Raw genomic sequence first — 16,651 nt, 5'->3', positions numbered from 1 at the left:
ATGAAAAACACAAATACTCGGCACTTATCTTTGATAAGTGCCGACGTTAATCAGAATTAACTTAATTGTTTTTATTTAGAGCCAGTGCATTTACCGGTAACAACATTAAAGCTGCCGCACTCTAATGGCTTCAGCCAGCTAGCATAGAGATCTTTTGAGCCAGGAAGGTAGCTCGACCATGCATCACCCGCGACAACGCCCGTTGTTTCCCACACCACATCAAACTGGCCGTCGTCTTGAATCTCACCCAGTAATACTGGTTTAGTGATATGGTGGTTTGGCATCATAGTGGCGTAACCACCAGTCAAGTTAGGAACGGTGATGCCAATAATCGCCTGTTGCACTGCATCGGAATCGGCGGTTCCCGCTTTTTCAACAGCCTGTGCCCACATATTGAAGCCAATGTAGCTTGCTTCCATTGGGTCATTGGTTACACGGCTGTCATCCTTGATAAATGCTTGCCATTTTTCGACAAAATCGAGATTTTCATCGGTATCAACGCTCATGAAGTAGTTCCACGCAGCCAGATGTCCAACCAATGACGACGTATCCATCCCTGAGAGTTCTTCTTCACCGACAGAAAAAGCGACAACGGGAATGTCTTCTGCCGATACGCCTTGGGAAGCTAATTCTTTATAGAACGGTACGTTTGCATCACCATTAATGGTCGAGACAACGGCTGTTTTCTTACCCTCAGCACCAAACTTTTTAATATCAGAAACAATAGACTGCCAATCGGAATGGCCAAATGGCGTGTAGTTGATCATGATGTCGCTTTTGGCTACACCTTTTGACTCTAGGTAGGCTTCAAGGATTTTGTTCGTGGTGCGAGGGTAAACATAGTCTGTACCCGCCAGTACCCAACGTTCAACCTCTAACTCATCCATCAAGTAATCAACCGCAGGAATAGCCTGTTGGTTTGGTGCTGCACCTGTGTAGAACACATTTTTTGATGACTCTTCACCTTCATATTGAACGGGATAGAACAACAAACCATTCAGTTCTTCAAATACAGGTAACATCGATTTACGCGATACTGATGTCCAACCACCAAAGACCACATCGACCTTCTCTTTTTCGATCAACTCACGCGCTTTTTCAGCAAATAAAGGCCAATTTGAGGCAGGGTCGACAACAACAGCTTCAAGCTTCTTCCCTAGCAGGCCGCCTTTAGCATTTTGGTCTTCAACTAACATCAATATAGTGTCTTTCAATGTCGTTTCACTGATGGCCATCGTGCCAGACAATGAATGAAGAACCCCTACCTTGATGGTTTCCTCAGCAGCTATAGCCTGAAAGGATAAAATTAATGATGCCGCTGCACCAACGACTGCACTTTGTAACGCCTTGTTAGACATACCAACATACTCCTTTAGAATAATTATTCTTGATAGAGCAAACATCAGGCCAGTTTCACAAAATTGATGAAAAACTCATTTAAACCATTATATTTCAGTACGTTAAACAAAGCACAAGTCCGTGTGAATGTCAGAAACCCAAAATGTATGCTGTATTATCGTGCATACATCTTCAATGGTGCACCAAATCCAAACGCGAGTGCACTGTTTTAATACGGGCCTATTTTTTATTGCACTACAATTTCTCATTCCTCCCGTTTCATCGTTATAAATGCATTTCAAATTAATAAGCATCGGCTATATTTACAATGGCTTAGATGCTTAAGTTGAACGCACCTTGAACAACAAACAAGCAACCAGTGCTTAGTGATGAACTAAACCGCTTTTTTTTAGTCAGAATGTCCATACTCTCTTTTTGACTGTTTTGTATTTAAAGGAAAAACCATGTTAACGTCGACTTTCCAGCAACTTCAAACTTACCTGAATAGTCAGGTTATTGGTCAGCCTGCGCTTGTAAAACAGTTAATGATAGCCTTACTTGCTGATGGGCATATTCTCGTTGAAGGGCCACCAGGGTTAGCGAAAACACGCGCCGTCAAAGTGCTTTCAGACTGCATTGAAGGTAGCTTTCACCGCATTCAGTTTACACCCGACCTTTTGCCAGCCGACCTAACAGGTACTGATATTTTCCGACCAGAAACGGCCGAATTCACATTCCAGCCAGGTCCTATCTTTAATGCGCTCATTTTAGCCGATGAGATCAACCGCGCGCCGGCAAAAGTGCAGGCAGCCATGCTAGAAGCAATGGCTGAGAAACAGGTTACAGCAGGGCGTAAGACCTACCCCCTTCCGGATTTGTTTTTAGTGATGGCAACCCAGAACCCGATAGAACAAGAAGGCACTTACCCACTACCAGAAGCACAACTTGACCGTTTTTTATTACAGCTGAATGTCGAGTATCCAAATGCCGAAAGTGAACTTGAGATTTTACGCTTAAACCGCGGTGAAGCCCTCGGTATTGAAAAACCACAAGCCGTTCAAATATCACAGCAAGAAATCTTTACAGCCCGACATGAAACCCTGAATATTCACATGGCAGAAGATGTTGAGCAGTACATCATTCGTCTCACGATGGCGACCAGAGAGCCTACCCGTTACAGCGACGAATTAGCCAGTTGGCTACAAATGGGCGTAAGTCCTCGCGCAACCTTGGCACTTGATCGCTGTGCTCGTGCACATGCATGGCTTGATGGCCGAGACTATGTGATTCCTGAAGATATTCAGCAAATGGCTTACCCTGTACTTCGTCACCGCCTGTTCTTGAGCTACGAAGCGCAAGCTGAAGGTATTTCAGCTGACGCCATTATAGAAACGTTGATCGCTCAAGTGGCCTGCGCATGACTGAAACAACGATAACGCCAGCCTTACCCGTACACAGTAATGGCGTTAATGTTTGTCTGGCTGAACTATTACAATATAAAAACCAATCCGTGCGTTGGCTTTCACCTGCGCAAAGTGTTTGGTCGCAACTTAACGGTCAGCACCAAAGCCGCCGAAAAGGCCGGGGGATGAATTTCTCAGAGGTACGGCCTTATCAAGCAGGTGATGACGTACGTTCAATTGATTGGCGAGTTACCGCTCGTACTGGCAAAACCCACACAAAACTGTTCGACGAAGAACGTGAACAGCCTGTGATGTTACTCGCCGATATCAGTGCCAGCATGAACTTTGGCTCTCAGCTTTTACTCAAATCAGTTCAAACTGCTCACTTCACCAGCCTACTCAGCTGGCTAGCGGTTAGCGAAAAAGACCGAGTGGGTGCAATCGTTTATAACGGCCGTAAACTCGTCGAGTGTAAACCTACCGCGCGCCAGCAAGGTCCATTAACCGTCATTAACGCCCTTATAGAAGCACACCACCCAACCAATAATGAACAAACATTGCCTTTTTCTACAGCATTAAAACACCTGCACCACCTTTGCCCTAAAGGCAGTGAAATCGTCATTATCAGTGATTTTTATCAGCTCCAAGAAACGGATAAAAGGCGCTTAAATCAGTTACGCCAGCATAATAGGATCCAGTTTGTCCAAGTTTCAGATCCTCTTGAACAAGGACAAACCCTGTTCAAAGGCACGGAGTTTGTGTCAGATAGTTCTCAATCTGCTTGGTTAGACTTTTCTGCAAAGAAAACACGTCAAGGCTTGAGCGAGCACTATCAAGCGCATCAGCAATTTATCCAAAATATCTGTAAAAGTCTTGCGATTCCATTACATCAACTTTCAGCAGCAATACCACTCATGACTCAACTCGGGCAGACAAGAAAATCGACGCAAGGGGGGCTTCATGGTTAACGAAAAATCAGCTGCAACTCTACCCCTGGCCGAACTGCATTTACCTGAAATGCCAAACCAGTGGCCACTCGCGTGGGGCTGGTGGGTTATCATATTAATTGGCTTCGTGGTCATGGCTTATACGATATATAAGATGATGATCGTAAAAAAACAAAATCAAGCCCGAAGAGAAGCGTTGACCTTACTTAAATCATTACGCTCAATCGACAGGTTCAACGATATTAATTTATTACTTCGCCAAGTCGCGATTTCTTATTATCCAAGGCATGATGTCGCGGGCTTAACAGGCACTCAATGGTTAGGGTTTCTTGACAGTCTCCTCCCCGAATCTAAACGTGGCTTTGTGGCGTTATCTCAACAATGGCAGCAAGGCTTATTCTCAAGCCATGCGTTGGCTAAGAACGATTTTGATGCTTGTTATAAGCAAGCCGTTTTGTGGGTAAAAAAAGCCAACTTCAGTCAAGGAGCCAATAATGTTTGAGTTTCTTTGGCTTTGGTCAATATGCTTGCTACCACTACCTTGGTTTATTTATCGTTTCAGTCAGCCAGCGATCCAACCCTCAGCCATTCGATTACCCCAATTACCTGACGGCTTAGGCCAAAAGCAACAGAAAAGCCGCTGGTTAATGGGATTGTTAATCACGGTATGGATAAGCCTTATTGTTGCCCTTACCCGCCCTGTTTGGTATGGCGATCCTATCGAGATAATGCCTGATCACCGTGACATGCTACTCGCGGTTGATTTATCAGGCTCGATGTCCATTGAAGACATGGTCATGAATAACGGTGATAGCATTGATAGGCTAAGTGCCGTAAAACAAGTTTTGAACGACTTCATTGGCAGCCGCAAAGGCGACCGCCTTGGTTTAGTCCTATTTGCTAATCATGCCTATTTACAAACACCACTAACCTTCGACCGTAATACGGTTCAGCAACAACTTGACCGGACAGTTTTAGGGCTCATTGGACAAAGTACGGCGATTGGTGAAGGGCTAGGGATTGCAACGAAAACCTTTATCAATAGTGAAGCCCCCCAACGGGTTATTATTTTACTCAGTGACGGTGCAAATACTGCAGGTGTTATCGACCCCATTGAAGCCGCAGAACTCGCTGCACGCAGCGACGTAACCATTTATACCGTCGGTGTTGGTGCTGAAGAGATGGAGCAACGTACTTTTTTCTCAACCAGAACCGTTAATCCATCTCATGATCTTGATGAGAATATGCTTACTCGTATTGCAGAAATGACAGGTGGGCAATATTTTCGTGCACGTAACCCTCAAGAACTTAACAATATTTACCAGCTAATAGACCAAATGGAACCCATAAATACAGCGCAACAAACTTGGCGGCCACAACAAGAGCTATTTCGCTTCCCGCTCGCCTTCACCATCCTACTGTCTGTGATCATTATGGTGTTAAGGAAACGACATGGCTGATTTTACGCTTTTATACCCTGCTTGGCTTTGGGGACTATTACCATTAGTGATTTTGCTACCGTGGCTAGCGCATTCGAAATCGAAACAAGGCTTAATTGCTCCTCATCTAGCAAAACAACTGGGTATCACTGAAAATAAACAGGCCAATAAAACACCTTGGCTTGCGGCTTTCTGGATAATTGCTGTTGTTGCGATGTCAGGACCAAGCTGGCAAAAAAACACGTTACCAGCCTACAGCTTATCGGGAGCCAGGGTACTTGTTATGGATATGTCTCGGTCGATGTATGCAACAGACATATCGCCGAACCGACTCACTCAAGCGCGCTTTAAAGCGCTTGATATGCTACCGGGCTGGAAGGAAGGTAGTACTGGCTTGGTCACTTATGCTGCTGACGGTTATACCGTTAGCCCGCTGACCCAAGATAGCCATACTCTGGCGAATTTGATCCCACATCTGTCACCTGAAATATTGCCCATTCAAGGCAGTAACGCTGCTGCTGGCATTCTTGAAGCCATTAGCTTATTAAAGCAAGCTGGCCATCAGCAAGGTGATATTATCTTAGTGACCGACGGGTTGAGCGAGAACGAATCCTCTGAGGCCTTAACACTGCTTTCTGGGAATAAATACCGACTCTCTATTTTAGCGATGGGAACCACACAGGGAGCCCCAGTAAAGTTACCCGATGGCCGATTATTGAGTAATAATGCAGGCGAAACTGTCATTGCAAAAGTAGATATCGACACCTTGCTTCCACTTACCCAGCAAACTGGGGGGCTATTACTACTTTCCAAGCCAACGAATGATGATGTCGAACGCCTAATAGCCGCAACGGCAAAACCCCAAGAAGCACCAGATGAAAGTAAGCATAAAGAATTAGAAGAACGGCTAAATAATGGTTTCTGGCTACTGTTACCACTTATTGTTCTGTCATTATTTGGCTTTCGCCGAGGTGTAGTGTTAGCACTGCTTATCACTGTGATGCCTATTGACTCAGCGTACGCCGCATCATGGAAGGAGCCCTTTAAAAATGATGATGTCGTTGGTTTTGAATTATTTGAACAAGGCAAGTTTGCCGAGGCGGCGAAACACTTTAATGCGCCAGCTTGGAAAGGTGCGGCTGAATATAACGCTGGGGATTTTGAGTCAAGCATTGAAACATTAAGCCCATTAAACGACGAGCGCTCTCGCTATAATCTTGCTAATGCCTATGCGCAAAATCAGCAGTTTGATCAAGCCAGCGAAATATACCAGAAGTTAATTGAGAAGAACCCAAACAATGAAGATGCTAAACGTAATCTTGCGTTAGTGGAGCAACTGCAAAAGCAACAAGAACAACAAAAGCAGTCACAACAAGGTAACGAACAGCAAAATCAATCACAGGACCAAGCGCAGGATCAGCAGCAAGCCAGCGACTCTTCGCAGCCAGATCAAGATCAACAGTCGAATAATCCACAAGAACAAGAATCTCAATCAGATGAACCTTCTCAACAGGCGATGAATAATCAAGAAGGCTCCGAACAATCTAATGACGCTTCTCAACAAGGTGAAAACCAACAGTCGACCGAGCAACAAAACCAAAGTCAGGGGCAGTCAAGTGACAGCGCCCAACAGAATGCAGCTAACGAAGAGCAAACTGATGAGCAAGGAGGCGCTCAAAGTAAGCCGCAAACTGACGATAATTCACAGCCTTCACAAGCTGGTGCAACCTCTGATGATAACGCCAAAGATGAAAGCGTAAGCTCAGCATCACTGAGTGACGATGAACTCAATGGTGAGGAAGAACCCAATACGCAAGCAATACAAGCAGAGGGGGATGCAAGTGGTGAAGCTACGAGTAACGGTATATCAGCCAGTGACCCGATCCTGAAAAAACTTGAGCAAATCCCCGATGACACCGCCGCATTAATCCGCGCTCAAATGATTTTGCAGGCAAGACAAAGACAAGCTCCTGAAGCAACGGAAAACTCATGGTAATAGCAATGATACAGGCATTAATAAATCAACGTCGTCCATTAAGACACCAAAAAGTTAACACTTTACTTAGCTATTTTATGTTTCTACTTTTTTTCGTATTCACATCAAGTAGCCATGCTGCCCAAGCCGTTGCAACAGTATCGAAAAATGTCGTGGGCGTGAATGAAGTATTCCAGCTAAAAGTTTCTGTTGATGACAATGTTAACACCAGCTCATTAGACCTGACGGTACTAGATGAAAACTTCAACTACGGCACCCCATCAGTAAGTAGTGGCACAAGTTACAATAATGGTGTTGTTAGCCGTAATACTGAATGGACTGTCGCGCTAGCCGCTAAAGAAATTGGCGAGTGGACAATTCCAAGCTTCCGCATCGGTGCTAGCCAAACCGACCCCATTGCAATTACATCACTTAAGTCAGCCAGTAACAATACGGACTACGATACAAGCAAACCAGACATTCATATTGACTACAATATCGATAAAGACAGCTTATACATTGGTGAGAGTATTCGCTATACCGTACGTATTCGTATTGGAGAGCAACTCAGCCAACCTTCACTTATCGCCCCTTCGGGTGAAGGGCTCGACGTCAAGCAAGATGGCGATGACCACCAAGCTGAAACTATTCTAAATGGTAAACGCTATATCATTATCACTCGTGATTACCAAATAACGGCAAAGAAACCTGGTAACATTTTACTACGGGGCGCAGAGTTCAAAGGAAGTGTTATTAAGGGTAGCCGTGGCTTCGGCTCAACATTAAGGGTACCGGTTGATCTGCAAATTCAAGACGTTACCATCGAAGTCAAAGACAAACCAGAGGATTACAAAGGGCTATGGCTGCCAACTGAAGATCTCGTATTGGAACAACATTGGCAGCCAGAAACAAATGAAACAAAGGTAGGTGAACCTATCAGTCGTACCATCATGTTAAGAATAAAGAATGCTGAACAAAGTACGCTGCCTAACCTTACGCTTAATTACCCAAGCAACGTTCGTGTTTATGACGAAAAACCAATTTATGGCAGTGATGCTGGTTATACAACAATGACAATTAAGCAAGTCATTATTGCTCGCACCGAAGGTACTATTACGTTACCAGCATTGACCATTAACTGGTGGAACACCTCAACGAATAAGCAGGAACGCAGCCATATTGATGGCCTTGAATTAACCGTGTTACCCGGCGATGCGGCAAGCACATCATTACCGGTACAGCCATCACCAGCAATCACTCCTGTTACGCAAGAATCGACCAAACAACCTCTAATCGCAGAGGAAAAATACAATTGGTGGCCTTGGCTAAGCCTTGCCCTGTTTGCTCTTTGGCTTGCGACCATTAAATTATGGTTAAACGAACGTAAGAAACAGCCCAAGTCAGCAGGTGAGGAAGCACAACGTCGTTCGAAAGCGTTAACCCCGATCGAAGGGATGCTTCAAGCTGCTAAATCAAATCAACCCATTCAACTTCAGGCTTATTTTGAACAATGGCGTGGTATGAACCCGGAGCACCCATCCACTAAGACGCTCAAAGCCAGCATAGATGTTTACATGCAACAACGTTACGCCAAGAATAATGAAGGAGCAGGATCGACAGAGGCACTAATAGAACAGCTAGTCGCATTGGAAAAGCACCAGCATACGCATAATAGTGCGCAACCTGGTGCGCTTGCTCCAATCATTCCTAACACTTAGTGCTACATCCCTGACTTCCATTCATTTAACAAAAAGCCCATGACAACATGGGCTTTTAACATTTTGCTACCGCCCCCCCCCTCTTACACTCCCTGAACTAATACCGCTAAGGCCTAAGTAAGCAACGATTTATAAGACCTCTCGAAAAGGTTGTTAAACCAGCGTGACAGGAAAGTTTCTAAAATCAAAGGTAGATAAATATGGTAAATTCTGTTAAAAACCATCCCCGAAGTAAGATTAAATGCTTCAATATATAAATATAAATTATTCATATGCAGGATGTAACATGAATCAAACACAACCATTTCTAGCCCGAATTGCGAGCGGAAGCCTCGTAATACAGATACTGATTGGTATCGTTGCAGGTACCCTTATTGCCACAATATCACCAGACAGTGCCATCAAGGTGGGTTTTCTTGGTGACTTATTCGTTAGTGCCTTAAAAGCCGTTGCACCAATACTGGTATTTATCCTTGTTGCTTCTTCTATTGCAAATCAGAAGAAAGGTGCACATACCAACATGAAACCTATTATCGTACTGTATCTTTTCGGTACGTTAATGGCAGCCCTTACTGCGGTAACGATGAGTTTCCTTTTCCCTACCACTTTGACTCTAGTTGCTAGTGCTGCAAGTGCTACCCCACCGGAAGGTATCGCTGAAGTACTTAATACGCTGCTATTTAAGATTGTTGATAACCCAGTTAACGCATTAATGACGGGTAACTTCATTGGTATTTTGGCGTGGGCAATTGCACTTGGCTTTGCTCTTCACCAAGCAACTGACGCGACAAAACAAGTTTTCCATGATGTGTCGAACGGCATCACCATGATTGTTCGCTTCGTTATTCGCCTTGCGCCTATTGGTATCTTTGGTCTTGTTGCAAATACTTTTGCAGAAACAGGCTTTGATGCACTATTTAGCTATGGCCGTCTACTTGCTGTACTGCTTGGCTCAATGGTGATCATTGCACTTGTTGTTAACCCAATCATTGTTTTTGTGAAAACACGAGAGAACCCATACCCGCTTGTACTACGTTGTATTCGCGAAAGTGGTATCACTGCCTTCTTTACTCGTAGTTCAGCGGCAAACATCCCTGTTAACATGCAGCTATGTAAAGATCTTGATCTTCACGAAGACACTTACTCAGTATCAATTCCGCTGGGTGCAACTATCAACATGGCAGGCGCTGCCATTACGATTACAGTACTAACACTTGCTGCTGTTCACACCATGGGTGTTGAAGTCGATATCGCAACAGCTGTTCTTCTGAGTGTTGTCGCAGCAGTTTCTGCTTGTGGTGCATCGGGTGTTGCAGGTGGTTCATTGCTTCTTATTCCATTGGCTTGTAGCCTGTTTGGTATTCCAAACGAAGTCGCAATGCAGGTTGTTGCGGTTGGTTTCATTATCGGTGTAATTCAAGATTCAGCTGAAACAGCGTTGAACAGCTCGACAGATGTCATCTTCACTGCAGCGGCATGTAAAGCGGCAGAAGCCAAGCTTGAAGCGCAAGCTAAAACAGCATAACAACTGTTTTAACCGCATAAAAAAACCAGCCTAAAGGCTGGTTTTTTTTCGATAGCATAAATTAAATCTTCAGTATTCCCACCACTACTTCGTCATTTCAAAGCCTGGTACAAAGACTTCTACTCGACGGTTTTTAGCTCGCCCTTGCTCGGTATCGTTAGGGGCAATTGGCTCAAGCTCACCTTTCCCTTGAGCAACAATGCGTGAACTATCAATACCAAAGTGGCTACCAACATACCCTGCAACAACCGCGGCTCGCTCTTCAGATAATGTTTGGTTATATTCTTCACTACCACGTGCATCTGTATGGCCGACAACATAAAGCTGCGTTTCAGGGTAATCAACAAGCTGTTGAGCAACAGGCTGTAGTAAGTCAATATCAGCTTGCGTAAGTGCATCGCTATCAAATGCAAATGGCAGCATTGCACTAACTGCGGCTACTTTCACCACTTCAGGCACAGGCTCTGGCATTTGTTCTGGCTCAGGCTCAATAATGGCGACAGGCGCAGGTGCTCCCCAGTGGTAAACCAAACTTAAGCCATAGAAATGAACGTCGCTCTCACCAGGTTTATTCGTACCTGTATCACCGACTTGATTGTAATATTGGTATTCTAAACGGGTCGATAAGTTATCACTAAAATAATATTCCGCACCAACACCAGCCGTTGCAGATACACCACTTTCGTCTTGGTTATTTACCCCGTTGTCGGCATCAAATATAAAACCACCCGCTTTTGCAAATAGGTCAAATGAGTTAGACACTTCGTAGGTAAACTTACCGACAAAATCGAGGCCTTGCACCTCAAAACCATCGTTCGAATAATCAGCCTGGCCTAAATAGGTATAACCACCTTCTAAGCCAAACCAAGAGTTCACATTGTACCCAATAAAAACACCGCCGCCCCAGTCGTCTTTATCAAGATTTTGCCCCTTCAAGGCACCGTCAACACTATCAAAACTTGTTCCACCAACACGAGCCCCCACATACCATGGGTTTTCTGTCGCAGCCTGAACCGTTCCAGAAATTAAAATAGCCAGAGGAAGCAATTTAAATGCGTTTTTCATAACTTATTGTCCCTATTTATTATATATATCCAATTCACTTAGATATGCCACTACATAAATAGGTGTAGAACAATAACGCTTTTTTTCCAAATATTTAGAATAGAAATAGCTGATATATTCTAGCTTGCTCAAAAAACACGACTGAAACTATTTAAAGGCGCTATATATTAATGAACATGTTAATAAATAACGCCCGACATATCGAATTTGTACCTATTATTGCTCAGCCATTGCCTCAGCAGTGGCATCTTCAACCGCCAAAAATAGATAGTTAATCTCACCATTTGGGGATGTCATCGGGTTTAACGTGACATTCTGATACATGAAGGGAGCTTGCTGAGTGATCGGTCGGACATTTCGGCATTTAAACAAATACGGACGCTGGCGCCAAATTAAAAAACTGCGGCAACCAAGATTAAACACCGGTTTAGACTTAGCGATAAACCATGCTTGTGGGATCTCAGGAAACAGATCAAATATATTTTTTCCAATCGCGTCATGAGATTGTTTGCCACTGTGGTGTGTCATAAAGCCATTCCACACATGAACATTAAAATCACGATCAAGCACAATCAAACCGACATCGACATGCTGCACCATATCAACCATCCAGTGAAACTGTTCAAATTCTGCAGGTAATGAAAGCATCTCTAATCACCATCCATTAAATAAGCTAACTTGTTATCAAGTAATGGCAGTGACTCATCAACAAACATCAATAACAAATCACATTTAATATTTGTTCCTTCGATGCCATAGCTCACTTCAAATGTCATGGTGCGGCGCCAATTTCCTGCTGTTTTTTCAATCATGCTGTCAATGGGCGTGTGTTGACCAAGCACTACAGGGTGACTTTGAAAAAATTTAACTTCAGCTTGATGACCTAACCCTTGTAAGAAAGAACCAACCAAAATATTACTTACATCCATCAACAGTTCTAACTCAGAGTCACTCCCCATAATATCTGAATAGTCCATTAAGCGGACGAGGTCTGAAACGCTGGTATCACTAAGTAAGACTAATGCTTCACCCGCAATGCCCTCACCACTGAACCCCTGACATACCCCCGACATCGTACTGCTACTTGCCAAATGGCGCATTGTCATATGCAGCTCACTCACTTCAAATACATTCACGTTTGGCAATGGAAGATTAACGAACACATCAAAATGACGAGCGAGTGAATCAGCTGCTCGGCCAATCGCAACATTAGCAACCTCTAAATAGACATCGCGGCGTCTCAGTGCTGGCGTTGATACATGTTGAATGACGTCATCAAAGCTTCGGGGTTCTTGCGCAATAAGCGGCTGTAATATTGCCTTTAGTTGCGCTTTATCTATTGGTTTTTTTAGAAACTCGATTGCCCCAAGAGCTTTAACACGTGTTTGGGCTTGGGGCTGAATATCACCAGAAACCACAATCACTTTCGTGTCATTAAGATGCTTACCCGACAACTGCATTGCTTCTAATGTCTGGTAGCCATCCATTACAGGCATGGTTAAATCTAAAAACATTAAGTCGAATTTTCGGCTATTGAGCGCTTCTATCGCTTCTTTCCCATTAACAGCAAACGTTACATCAGCTTTGATGCTCGACGGTAGTGCCCTTGCCATTTGCTTTCTTGCTAACGCGGAATCATCACAGATCAGAATTGACGTCGACATTTTTCCCTCAATGAAGCAATAAATATATGCACGTTTACGTTACACCGTACTTTGACGGCATGATAGCAGCAGAATGATGCGCGGTCTGCATAGAACACAATAAACCTAAGCTTTATAAGGATTACAGGATGGTTAGTAACAACTTTTTTACACGTTATGGTGTTTTAAATACGCCTAAGGAACAGTAGAATGCAACGTATCATCAGACATTGTTTTAAAGCGGCTCGTAACACTTATGAATGCTCTTGGCTCACAACAAAAAAGCCACAAATCTACACCCACTGTTGGTATTATTGGTGGTGGTATTGCTGGTTCAACCATAGCCCTTCGTTTGGCGGAGTTAGGCATTCAAGTTGATATTTTTGAAGAAGGTGCAAGTTTAGTTAACGGTCCGCCTATATGCCACCTACACGCTGGTGGTAATTTATACCGTGAAATATCAGACGAGCACTGCATTACGCTATTAAAGCAATCAATCGATACGCTTCGTGTATTTCCTCACACTGCGAATATTCGCCCTACCGTTATTGCGATCCCTTCACACGATAAAGGGGAACCCGATGCAATTTTACCTCGTTTAAATCAACTACGTAGTGTATATCAACACTTGGTAGAAGAAGATGGCTCAAACGAAGTATTGGGCAAGCCTGATCACTACTTTAAGCTATATAGCCGTGAAGCATTGACCGCTTTAGCTGCGGAACAAAATCCAGATGCACCAGCATGTCTTGATGATTGGATGATCCCTGTCGCAAAGAATATCGACTTGGAAAAATTCAAATTCCCCTTGGTATTAGTACAAGAATACGGACTAAGCGTATTCAGGCTAGCTGCAACCGCCAATTTAGCGCTCGAACAGTTACCTAACTGTAATGTGAATACCGCAAGCAAAGTCGTCAATATTTCGCAATGTGCCGAAGGGAACTGGGATATTGAATACCAAGCGTTTGACCCAATAATAAGCGATAATGTTACTCGCCAATGCCACGTCGACTATCTAATCAATGCCTGTGGCTTTCAAACAGGTACAATCGATGACATGGCAAAGTTAAAACGTAAACGCCTTGTTGAATTCAAAGCGGCTTACGTTACACACTGGCCAGAGTGTAGTGGTATTTGGCCGGAAGTTATTTTTCACGGTGAACGTGGTACGCCTGATGGCATGGCACAATTAACGCCGTATGCCGATGGTTATTTCCAACTGCATGGCATGACTGATGATATTACCCTGTTTAAACAGGGTCTAGTTACTAGCACAAACACTAGCTCACAGCCTGAACTTGAGCAGCGCTTCATTAGGAAAATCAAGCAAGGTTGGAGCTCTGAATTAATATCACTTCGCTCTCAACGTGCAATTAACCATATGTCTCGGTTTGTACCGTCCTATCAAACAGCCACCGTTGGCGGAAAACCATTATTTGGTGCACAACAGATCCCAGGGGATGATCCAACCCTCCGCGCCGCTGATGTATCCTTTGACGGTAGACATTACGCCAGAACCGAAATTGTTAAAGCCTCTTCAGCACTCTCTGCAGCTAATAGCATTCTTGATCAACTTGTAAGCAGTGGCTTGGTTGACAAATCACTGACCCAAAACTCAATGGCTAGCACCTTCAAGGTGACAACGTCACTTAGTCAGCAAACTGTTGAACAAAAAGCAATTGAATTAGCCCACGAAAGGCACTACCCAGAAGCCTTAGCGAAGGTTGTTGCTTACCCGCTTAGCTAATTTGACTACGAATAAAATACGGCAAGCCAGATAGTTTCGCTGTCTGGTTTTGTCCAAGTAACTCGATGTCGCTGATGAGCCGGAATATTAATATGATCACCGGCCTGCATCTCAACTTCACGCATCCCCTCTTCAAACAATATCTTAGCCTGCCCTTGTAACACCATTACCCATTCGCTTTCTTCTTGGTCATACCATTCATCCGTTGGCGTTGTATGCCCTTTAGATACTATCTTCTCTATACGAACATTCTCTGTAGAGACAATATCTTCAAAGATTTCTTCGGGTAATTGGCTAGGTATATTGGAAAAAATATTATTCATACTATCAACATGCATATATCGATAAATGACATTTAGTCTACAGACATTATTTATGAAGATCGGAATTTTTGGCATTTATGAGACTTTTCCGACACTATTTTTGGCATTATACAATTATGCTAAAGGTAGTTATTAAGCAAAAGGAGGACGTTATGAAATACAAACATATCCTTGTCGCATTAGAACTATCTGAAGAGAGCAACGTACTTATTGATAGAGCAGTTTTTCTTGCAAAGCTACTCGATGCAGACCTATCTTTTATCCACATCGACGGAACACACGGGGAGATTTATCCAGAGCTGGTCGACATAAAAGCCGATGCCAACAATCGGCCGTTAAACGAACGTTCAATGATACAATTGAACGGCTTCTTGGAACATTCAGATTACCCAGTTAAACACTTCTTAGTGGGAACTGGCGATTTAAGCGACAAACTTAGTGATACCATCCCAGAGTACGGCGTTGAGCTATTAATCTGTGGGCACCACCATGATTTTTGGAGCAAAATCATTTCATACTCCAAACATCTGATTCATAAATCTACGGTAGATATTCTTGTTGTGCCAATTCAGTCAAACTAGTAAACCAAAGAAAGCCCATGACGTTAACTAAAATAAGCTTTCGTCATGGGCTTTTAAAAACCTACGCTCATCTTTACGCTGATCAGTTTTAGACGCTCATTTATCGTAAATACAGATTTATCGAATCAAGAACCGCAATCCATCCATATCGATATGTAAGAAAATATTTATCACACCCTCTGTAGAAATACACTCCATAAATATCCATCTATTTTATTACTTTCAATACGATAAGCGATTAACCATATAAAAAAAGAGGCTAACTAGTCACAGCTCTCGCTTCGCTAAGAAACAAAATATTACAACTAACCCACCACTTTAGTTGTACCCACAACAAAATTATGGAGAATACAGTTTTGTTGTGCGCACAACATAGTTGGGATATCAACGAAACATCAGTAAAATGCAGTTATAGATAATAAATGGTTGAATACAATGACGACAAAAGCTCGATACTCACAGCTATCAATAAGCAAAAATCTCGAAGACTCCCCCTTCTTTATGATGGGCGTTGTACATAGATACTTTAGAAACCAAGCTCAAAAAGAACTATCAGCTAAGTACGACATTACAACAGAAATGCAAAAGGCATTAGAAGTTGTTAATAGCTTTGAACTTATTAGCCAACAAAAGCTTGCAGATGCACTTATGAATGAAAGAAGTGCAACAAAACGCCTAGTCGATAACCTTATTAAAAGAGATTTACTCATCGCGGTTAAAGATGAAAATAACCAAAAACATAAATTACTGAAACTTAGCGATTTAGGGGCAGAAGTGAGAGCTTCAGGAAATACAATAATGAAACAACTTGAAAGCGACTGGTTAGAAAAGTTAAGTGAAACTGAAATTGAAGATCTAAATAAAACTTTGCGTAAGCTTACTATGAACTTTTAATACATTGTCTCTATAGAGCAATATAGGTGAATGAGTTGTGTTTATTCACC

15 protein-coding genes are annotated in these 16,651 nt (G+C 43.2%); 10 read left to right on the top strand and 5 right to left on the bottom strand.

The genetic code is table 11. From position 1 onward, the window contains the following. Positions 1-71: 71 nt before the first annotated feature. On the bottom strand, positions 72-1,358 hold the full coding sequence (gene urtA / locus L4D78_RS22740; RefSeq protein ID WP_428458904.1) for an urea ABC transporter substrate-binding protein: 1,287 nt from the start codon (positions 1,356-1,358) through the stop codon (positions 72-74). A gap of 444 nt (positions 1,359-1,802) precedes the next feature. Between urtA and L4D78_RS22735 the strand changes: the two genes are divergently transcribed. The 7 genes from L4D78_RS22735 to sstT all read left to right on the top strand — a co-directional run bounded on the left by L4D78_RS22735 (position 1,803) and on the right by sstT (position 10,345). Further along, positions 1,803-2,759, top strand: coding sequence for an AAA family ATPase (locus L4D78_RS22735; protein WP_428469041.1), 957 nt, complete (start codon positions 1,803-1,805; stop codon positions 2,757-2,759). Next, positions 2,756-3,709, top strand: a complete 954-nt coding sequence (locus tag L4D78_RS22730; RefSeq protein WP_428469040.1) for a DUF58 domain-containing protein — start codon at positions 2,756-2,758, stop codon at positions 3,707-3,709. The genes L4D78_RS22735 and L4D78_RS22730 overlap by 4 nt, the downstream gene beginning before the upstream one ends. Then, positions 3,702-4,190 (top strand): DUF4381 domain-containing protein, encoded by a 489-nt coding sequence (locus L4D78_RS22725; RefSeq protein ID WP_428469039.1) that lies wholly within the window; start codon positions 3,702-3,704, stop codon positions 4,188-4,190. The genes L4D78_RS22730 and L4D78_RS22725 overlap by 8 nt, the downstream gene beginning before the upstream one ends. Next, positions 4,183-5,148, top strand: a complete 966-nt coding sequence (locus tag L4D78_RS22720) for a vWA domain-containing protein (RefSeq protein ID WP_428469038.1) — start codon at positions 4,183-4,185, stop codon at positions 5,146-5,148. Before L4D78_RS22725 ends, L4D78_RS22720 begins: the two co-directional genes overlap by 8 nt. Then, positions 5,141-7,123, top strand: coding sequence for a vWA domain-containing protein (locus L4D78_RS22715; RefSeq protein WP_428469037.1), 1,983 nt, complete (start codon positions 5,141-5,143; stop codon positions 7,121-7,123). Before L4D78_RS22720 ends, L4D78_RS22715 begins: the two co-directional genes overlap by 8 nt. Continuing rightward, on the top strand, positions 7,117-8,820 hold the full coding sequence (locus L4D78_RS22710) for a BatD family protein (RefSeq protein ID WP_428469036.1): 1,704 nt from the start codon (positions 7,117-7,119) through the stop codon (positions 8,818-8,820). The genes L4D78_RS22715 and L4D78_RS22710 overlap by 7 nt, the downstream gene beginning before the upstream one ends. A 286-nt stretch (positions 8,821-9,106) precedes the next feature. Continuing rightward, positions 9,107-10,345 (top strand): serine/threonine transporter SstT, encoded by a 1,239-nt coding sequence (sstT, locus tag L4D78_RS22705; RefSeq protein WP_428469035.1) that lies wholly within the window; start codon positions 9,107-9,109, stop codon positions 10,343-10,345. A gap of 84 nt (positions 10,346-10,429) precedes the next feature. Here sstT and L4D78_RS22700 read toward each other — a convergent pair whose 3' ends face one another. The 3 genes from L4D78_RS22700 to L4D78_RS22690 form a co-directional block, all read right to left on the bottom strand. Next, positions 10,430-11,410 (bottom strand): outer membrane beta-barrel protein, encoded by a 981-nt coding sequence (locus L4D78_RS22700; RefSeq protein WP_428469034.1) that lies wholly within the window; start codon positions 11,408-11,410, stop codon positions 10,430-10,432. A 216-nt stretch (positions 11,411-11,626) separates the two neighbouring features. Continuing rightward, positions 11,627-12,058, bottom strand: a complete 432-nt coding sequence (locus tag L4D78_RS22695; protein WP_428469033.1) for a PAS domain-containing protein — start codon at positions 12,056-12,058, stop codon at positions 11,627-11,629. Positions 12,059-12,060: 2 nt separating this feature from the next. Continuing rightward, a complete protein-coding gene (locus L4D78_RS22690; protein ID WP_428469032.1) occupies positions 12,061-13,074 on the bottom strand; it encodes a response regulator in 1,014 nt (337 codons plus the stop codon). Between the two features lie 235 nt (positions 13,075-13,309). Between L4D78_RS22690 and L4D78_RS22685 the strand changes: the two genes are divergently transcribed. Beyond that, complete coding sequence (locus L4D78_RS22685) at positions 13,310-14,803, top strand: NAD(P)-binding protein (protein ID WP_428469031.1); 1,494 nt, start codon at positions 13,310-13,312, stop codon at positions 14,801-14,803. A 5-nt stretch (positions 14,804-14,808) separates the two neighbouring features. Here the strand turns inward: L4D78_RS22685 and L4D78_RS22680 are convergent, their stop codons facing one another. Continuing rightward, on the bottom strand, positions 14,809-15,126 hold the full coding sequence (locus tag L4D78_RS22680; RefSeq protein WP_428469030.1) for a cupin domain-containing protein: 318 nt from the start codon (positions 15,124-15,126) through the stop codon (positions 14,809-14,811). A gap of 152 nt (positions 15,127-15,278) precedes the next feature. Between L4D78_RS22680 and L4D78_RS22675 the strand changes: the two genes are divergently transcribed. Together L4D78_RS22675 and L4D78_RS22670 are read left to right on the top strand one after the other, a co-directional pair. Then, complete coding sequence (locus tag L4D78_RS22675; protein ID WP_428469029.1) at positions 15,279-15,707, top strand: universal stress protein; 429 nt, start codon at positions 15,279-15,281, stop codon at positions 15,705-15,707. A 435-nt stretch (positions 15,708-16,142) separates the two neighbouring features. Then, the gene (locus tag L4D78_RS22670; protein WP_428469028.1) at positions 16,143-16,601 is read left to right on the top strand and encodes a MarR family winged helix-turn-helix transcriptional regulator; all 459 of its coding nucleotides are present in this window, start codon (positions 16,143-16,145) and stop codon (positions 16,599-16,601) included. The last annotated feature ends 50 nt before the right edge of the window (positions 16,602-16,651 follow it).

The sequence above is a fragment of the Photobacterium minamisatsumaniensis genome (genome assembly GCF_050336695.1).
Classification (GTDB): Bacteria; Pseudomonadota; Gammaproteobacteria; order Enterobacterales; family Vibrionaceae; genus Photobacterium; species Photobacterium minamisatsumaniensis.
Note: the sequence above shows the minus strand (reverse complement) of the source record. Positions and strands in the feature narration are given on the sequence as shown.